Origin of the sequence: Phocaeicola sp. RTP21198st1_B8_RTP21198_201120 (assembly GCF_040929485.1) — a bacterium.
Classification (GTDB): domain Bacteria; phylum Bacteroidota; class Bacteroidia; order Bacteroidales; family Bacteroidaceae; genus Phocaeicola; species Phocaeicola dorei.
Genome location: NZ_JBCOCI010000145.1, coordinates 1 through 5,127 on the forward strand (window position 1 = coordinate 1; position 5,127 = coordinate 5,127).

The 5,127-nt window shown below is 43.0% G+C and carries 5 protein-coding genes; 3 read left to right on the plus strand and 2 right to left on the minus strand.

All coding sequences use genetic code 11. From position 1 onward, the window contains the following. The first annotated feature begins 73 nt into the window (after nt 1-73). The gene (locus AB5935_RS23365) at nt 74-373 is read left to right on the plus strand and encodes an AAA family ATPase (protein ID WP_032940701.1); all 300 of its coding nucleotides are present in this window, start codon (nt 74-76) and stop codon (nt 371-373) included. Then, nucleotides 366-929, plus strand: a complete 564-nt coding sequence (locus AB5935_RS23370; RefSeq protein ID WP_038608317.1) for a PD-(D/E)XK nuclease domain-containing protein — start codon at nt 366-368, stop codon at nt 927-929. Before AB5935_RS23365 ends, AB5935_RS23370 begins: the two co-directional genes overlap by 8 nt. Nucleotides 930-1,450: 521 nt before the next feature. Here AB5935_RS23370 and AB5935_RS23375 read toward each other — a convergent pair. Both AB5935_RS23375 and AB5935_RS23380 read right to left on the minus strand, forming a co-directional pair. Next, complete coding sequence (locus AB5935_RS23375) at nt 1,451-1,579, minus strand: hypothetical protein (protein WP_008672382.1); 129 nt, start codon at nt 1,577-1,579, stop codon at nt 1,451-1,453. Nucleotides 1,580-1,785: 206 nt separating this feature from the next. Further along, the gene (locus AB5935_RS23380; RefSeq protein ID WP_007841621.1) at nt 1,786-2,397 is read right to left on the minus strand and encodes a master DNA invertase Mpi family serine-type recombinase; all 612 of its coding nucleotides are present in this window, start codon (nt 2,395-2,397) and stop codon (nt 1,786-1,788) included. Nucleotides 2,398-2,775: 378 nt separating this feature from the next. On the opposite strand from AB5935_RS23380, the gene AB5935_RS23385 reads away from it, so the two are divergent. After that, nucleotides 2,776-5,127, plus strand: a 2,352-nt coding sequence (locus AB5935_RS23385; protein ID WP_234247613.1) for a glycoside hydrolase family 127 protein, incomplete at its 3' end; no start/stop codon positions are given.

The following is a 5,127-nucleotide window of genomic DNA, read 5'->3' on the forward strand; positions in this document are numbered from 1 at the left end:
AAGAAGAAGAAAATAATTATACACATATATTACTGCATGTTTTATTTTAAGCTTGGCATGTGAAGATGTTAATATGAGTCACCCAGTATTGTTTTATCGTAAACGGATAAAACTACCATGGATAACACCCTACTCCCGAACGCAATTCTTATCTTATTATCTATCCATGGACGACCTGACCAGCGGATTCAACATCGGCACCAATTACACGCTGAATCCACAATTCAATGAAATGACAGGATTCACAGAAAAAGATGTACGGGATATGCTGGAATATTACTCCACAACATGCCCATTCAATCATTCGGTAGACGAGTTGATAGAACTGATTGCTTTTCTACTTCGGAATGCTGACCATCAGCGGAATGCATAAAGGAGAAACCAAACTCACCATCCCCAACCAGGTGGTACGTGAACAACTCTTTGCCTACATTCTGGATACTTATCATGAAAACGACTTGACTTTCGACAGGTATGAAAAGAGGAAGCTTGCCTCAGGGCTGGCTTATGATGGCAAATGGAAACCTTACTTTGAATACATTGCCGGATGCCTGCACCGTTATGCCTCGCAGCAGGACAAGCAGAAAGGTGAATATTTTGTTCATGGCTTTACTCTTGCCATGACCGCACAAAATCCTTTCTATCGTCCTGTGTCCGAGAAAGACAGTCAGGAAGGATACATCGACCTGTTCTTGCATCCGTTATTGGATATTTACAAAGACATGAGCCACTCCTACATCATCGAACTGAAATATACCAAAGGAAAAGACAGTAATGAACGGATAGAACAATTAAGGCGACAAGCCATTGAACAAACTGAACGCTACGCTTCGAGCGAGTCTGTGCAGAAAGCGATAGGTCCTACCATGCTACATAAAATCATTGTTGTATATCGAGGTATGGAAATGGTTGTTTGTGAAGAATTGTAACCGATAAGAGGCAGTGTCTGCCCTTACAATGGAAGCATTCATTCGTCCGTTCTATCCACGTTTTCATCGAAAGTACAAAATTGTTGCTTCTTGCCGCATTTGTAATTACAAAGATAAGATGCCATTTTTTCGATGATTTTTCGTATCAGTTTCTTCTGCATCAGCACATTACCATTCCAAATTATGCGCAGTATCTTGCTGTAAATCAACAATATACTGTGTAAATAGATTCCAAGTCCCCTTGAAACGGTTTGCCATTCTCCGCTGTCAAATTCGGCTTGACGTATACAGCTTGTTTTAATTCCTGTGCCATAGCTGTGGTCGCTTCCTTGCAAGAGAGCATAGCTGTGGCATATTTTGTCTGGCTGCGTTCGTTGCTTCGCCTAGGTGAAGAGGCGAATTCACTTTAGTGAACAGCCATTTTCACTAGGGTGGAATAGTTGCTTCACTTAGGTGGAATATCAAACGGAACGGAGTGAAGATACGATAGGAACAGGTTCTTATTACATACGCAACAAGGTTCAATAGCCGAAACAAACAGTATCCTGTCCTGTCAGATATAAACTATGATGCCCACGAGTAGCCGGAAGGCAGTGGGGGGCTGACCCTACCTCCTGTCCGCTGGTATTCCCGAATGCGAGCATTCCCAAAAACGGATTTGTTTCCCCACCGACATACCAATTGAGGGGGATTTGAGAGACTTTTACACCGGAAGTGATTAGTAATGTGCATATTACTGTGACAGAGCGCTTTTGTGCTTTATGTATATCCTTATGCTAAAACCTAAATTTGAGTAAGAATAATCTATCAGAGGCTTTGTTTCTTCTTATTACGAATGACAGACGTATCACCTTTATCAGTTGGAATGAATCCCTACCCCATTCCTACTCAGGAAAGCTGCCAATGTATTCCTGCTGACTTTCAATTTCCTCGCCATCTCCGCCTTACTGGTTCCCGCCTCCAGCATAGCCTTAATTTTTTCTTCTTTTCCCGTAAGTTTATATTTCGAGTTATGTCCTCCCATGGGACGTCCCAACTTTTGTCCGGAGGCGATTCTGCGTGCAAGTCCCTCACGGGTACGTTGGGAAATCAAGTCACGTTCTATTTGTGCGGAGAGGGAAAAAGCGAATGCCAATATTTGAGATTGTATATTATTTCCCAGTTCATATTTCTCTTTCACCGTGAGCAGGATGACATTTTTCAACATACATGCATTCAATATACTCATTACTTCCATCAATCTTCTTCCCAAACGAGAGATCTCCGACACAATCAATGTATCCCCTTTCTTTATTCTTTTCAATAGTACGCCAAGCTTTCTGTCTTTGGCTGACCGTGTTCCTGAAACCGTTTCTTCCACCCACACATCAATTTGGAAATCCCTCTGTTTGGCAAAACGATTTATCTCGAACCGCTGGTTCTCTAAAGTCTGTTTATCAGTTGAAACCCGAATATACGCATATATCATAGCTGCATCATTAAGTTTTTTATTGAATAAGGAACGCCAATCTAACTTATATTATCAGAGAAGGAAAGTTTCACCGGATCTTATTGAGGTTTTCTAAGAAGAATTAAGTATCTCCAACTATTCAAGCTCAAAAAACAGAGAAATCTGCTTAATCCTTGCCTTTACAAGATAAAACGATTGTCCAATAGAATGAAAAAATTGTCTATGATAATAGTATAAATCACTGATAATCAATATTGTTATATTAAAACTGGATTGATCATCTTTAAGACGATTTTCGCAGTATAATAGATTTTTCTTTTATCTACTTAATGGTTTGTTCACTTACTTTGCATCTGTTGACATAGTTGATACTGAAATAAAAAACACAGATATAGTATGAAAAACAAATTGCAAATAGTATGGAGCAGCATTGCTATAATAAGCGTATGTGCATGTAGTACGCCTTATACACAACCTGATGCCCCTATCAAAGAAGTTCCCTTCACCCAAGTTCATTTAGATGATAATTTCTGGACACCGCGCATCGAGACTAACCGCACCGTTTCCATCCCATCCGCTTTCAAAGAATGTGAAAAGAACGGCCGGTTCGATAACTTTGCCATTGCGGGTGGTTTGATGAAAGGCGAACATCGCGGTGACTTTTCTTTCGACGATACCGATCCCTATAAAATTATAGAAGGAGCATCTTACTCGTTAGCCGTAAAATATGATGAGAAACTGGATCACTACCTGGACAGTGTAATCCATATCATAGCTGCCGCACAGGAACCGGATGGTTATCTTACTACCTGTGTAACCAATCAATGTACCCGTTTATCCGGTTGGTGGGGCACGCACCGTTGGGAAAAAATCAACAGTCACGAACTCTATAATAGCGGCCATTTGTACGAAGCCGCCGTTGCTCATTATCGCGCCACCGGAAAACGTACGTTACTGGATGTAGCTATCAAAAATGCCGATTTGGTATGTCAGGTCTTCGGACCCGGCGAAGGACAGATCCATCGTCCCAGTGGTCATCCTATCGCCGAGATGGCTCTTGTCAAACTATATAAGGTGACAGGCGATGAGAAATATTTGCAGACGGCCAAGTATTTTGTAGAAGAAACCGGCAGAGGAACAGACGGACATAAACTGAGCGAATACAGTCAGGATCACAAGCCCATCCTGCAACAAGACGAGATAGTAGGTCATGCCGTCCGTGCCGGATATCTCTACTCCGGAGTGGCAGATGTAGCCGCTTTGACTCATGATACCGCCTATTTCAATGCCTTAACCCGTATTTGGGAAAATATGGCCGGCAAAAAACTCTTTATCACAGGCGGAATCGGTTCCCGCCCACAAGGTGAAGGATTCGGTCCGAACTATGAACTGAATAATCACACAGCCTATTGCGAAACCTGCGCCTCTATAGCCAATGTGTATTGGAATCATCGTATGTTTCTCGCTACGGGAGATGCCAAATATGCGGATGTGCTGGAACGCGCGTTGTATAACGGAGTCATTTCGGGCGTATCACTCAGCGGTGACAAGTTCTTCTATGACAATCCGTTGGAATCCATGGGGCAGCATGAGCGCCAGCACTGGTTCGGATGTGCCTGCTGTCCGGGCAACATAACCCGTTTCATGGCTTCCGTACCTTATTATATGTATGCCACTCAAGGCAATGATGTGTATGTCAATCTCTTTATCCAAAGCAAGGCGGATATTGAAACGGAAAGTAATAAAATAAATGTGGAACAAACTACAGGCTATCCGTGGGACGGAAAGATAAGTATTGCCGTCACTCCCGAAAAAGAACAGGAGTTTGCTTTGCGTGTGCGTATCCCCGGATGGGCGCAAGACGCTCCCGTACCTACAGATCTCTACTCATTTACAGACAAGGCTCAGGCTTATAGCATTTCTGTAAACGGCTCCAAAGTCAATGCGAAGCAATATGATGGTTATGCCACCCTTGTACGCAACTGGAAAGCGGGTGATGTGGTTGAAATCAATCTTCCTATGGAGGTACGTCGTGTGAAAGCAAATGACCAAGTAGAGGATGATCATGGCAAACTGGCTATAGAACGGGGCCCTATTATGTTCTGTTTGGAAGGACAAGACCAAGCCGACAGTACTGTATTCAACAAATTCATCCCCGATGGTACTCCGATGGAGGCTTCTTTCCATGCTGATTTGCTGAATGGCATAATAGTTTTGAACGGTACAGCCAAAGAAGTTGAAAGAAACGGCAATGTAAAAGACGTTCCATTCAAGGCAATTCCTTATTCTACATGGAACAACCGCGGTGCTGACCAGATGGCCGTATGGATTCCCGAAACAGCCGAGTGCGCTCGTCCTACTCCGGAACCTACCATCGCCAGCAAAGCACGTACTTTGATGATACAAGCCCCCATACAGAAAGACGCTCCTGAATCGGCTTCAGTGGAAACATGGGCATGGGGGGTAAATGACCAATGGGAACCCAAACGTTCATCGGATATCTCGAAACCTTACCACTATTGGTGGCTGAAGAACGGTACTGTCGAAACACTGGCTTATGAATTCGACCAGCCTTATACCGTATCGAACGTACAAGTGTATTGGTTGGATTTTGACCATTATGACGGAGATTTCCGTGTGCCGGAAAGCTGGAAACTATATTATAAAGAAGGCGAAAGTTGGAAAGAGGTAGAGGCGTTAACTGAATATACTGTAAAAAAAGATTGCTATAATAGTTTGGATTTCAAC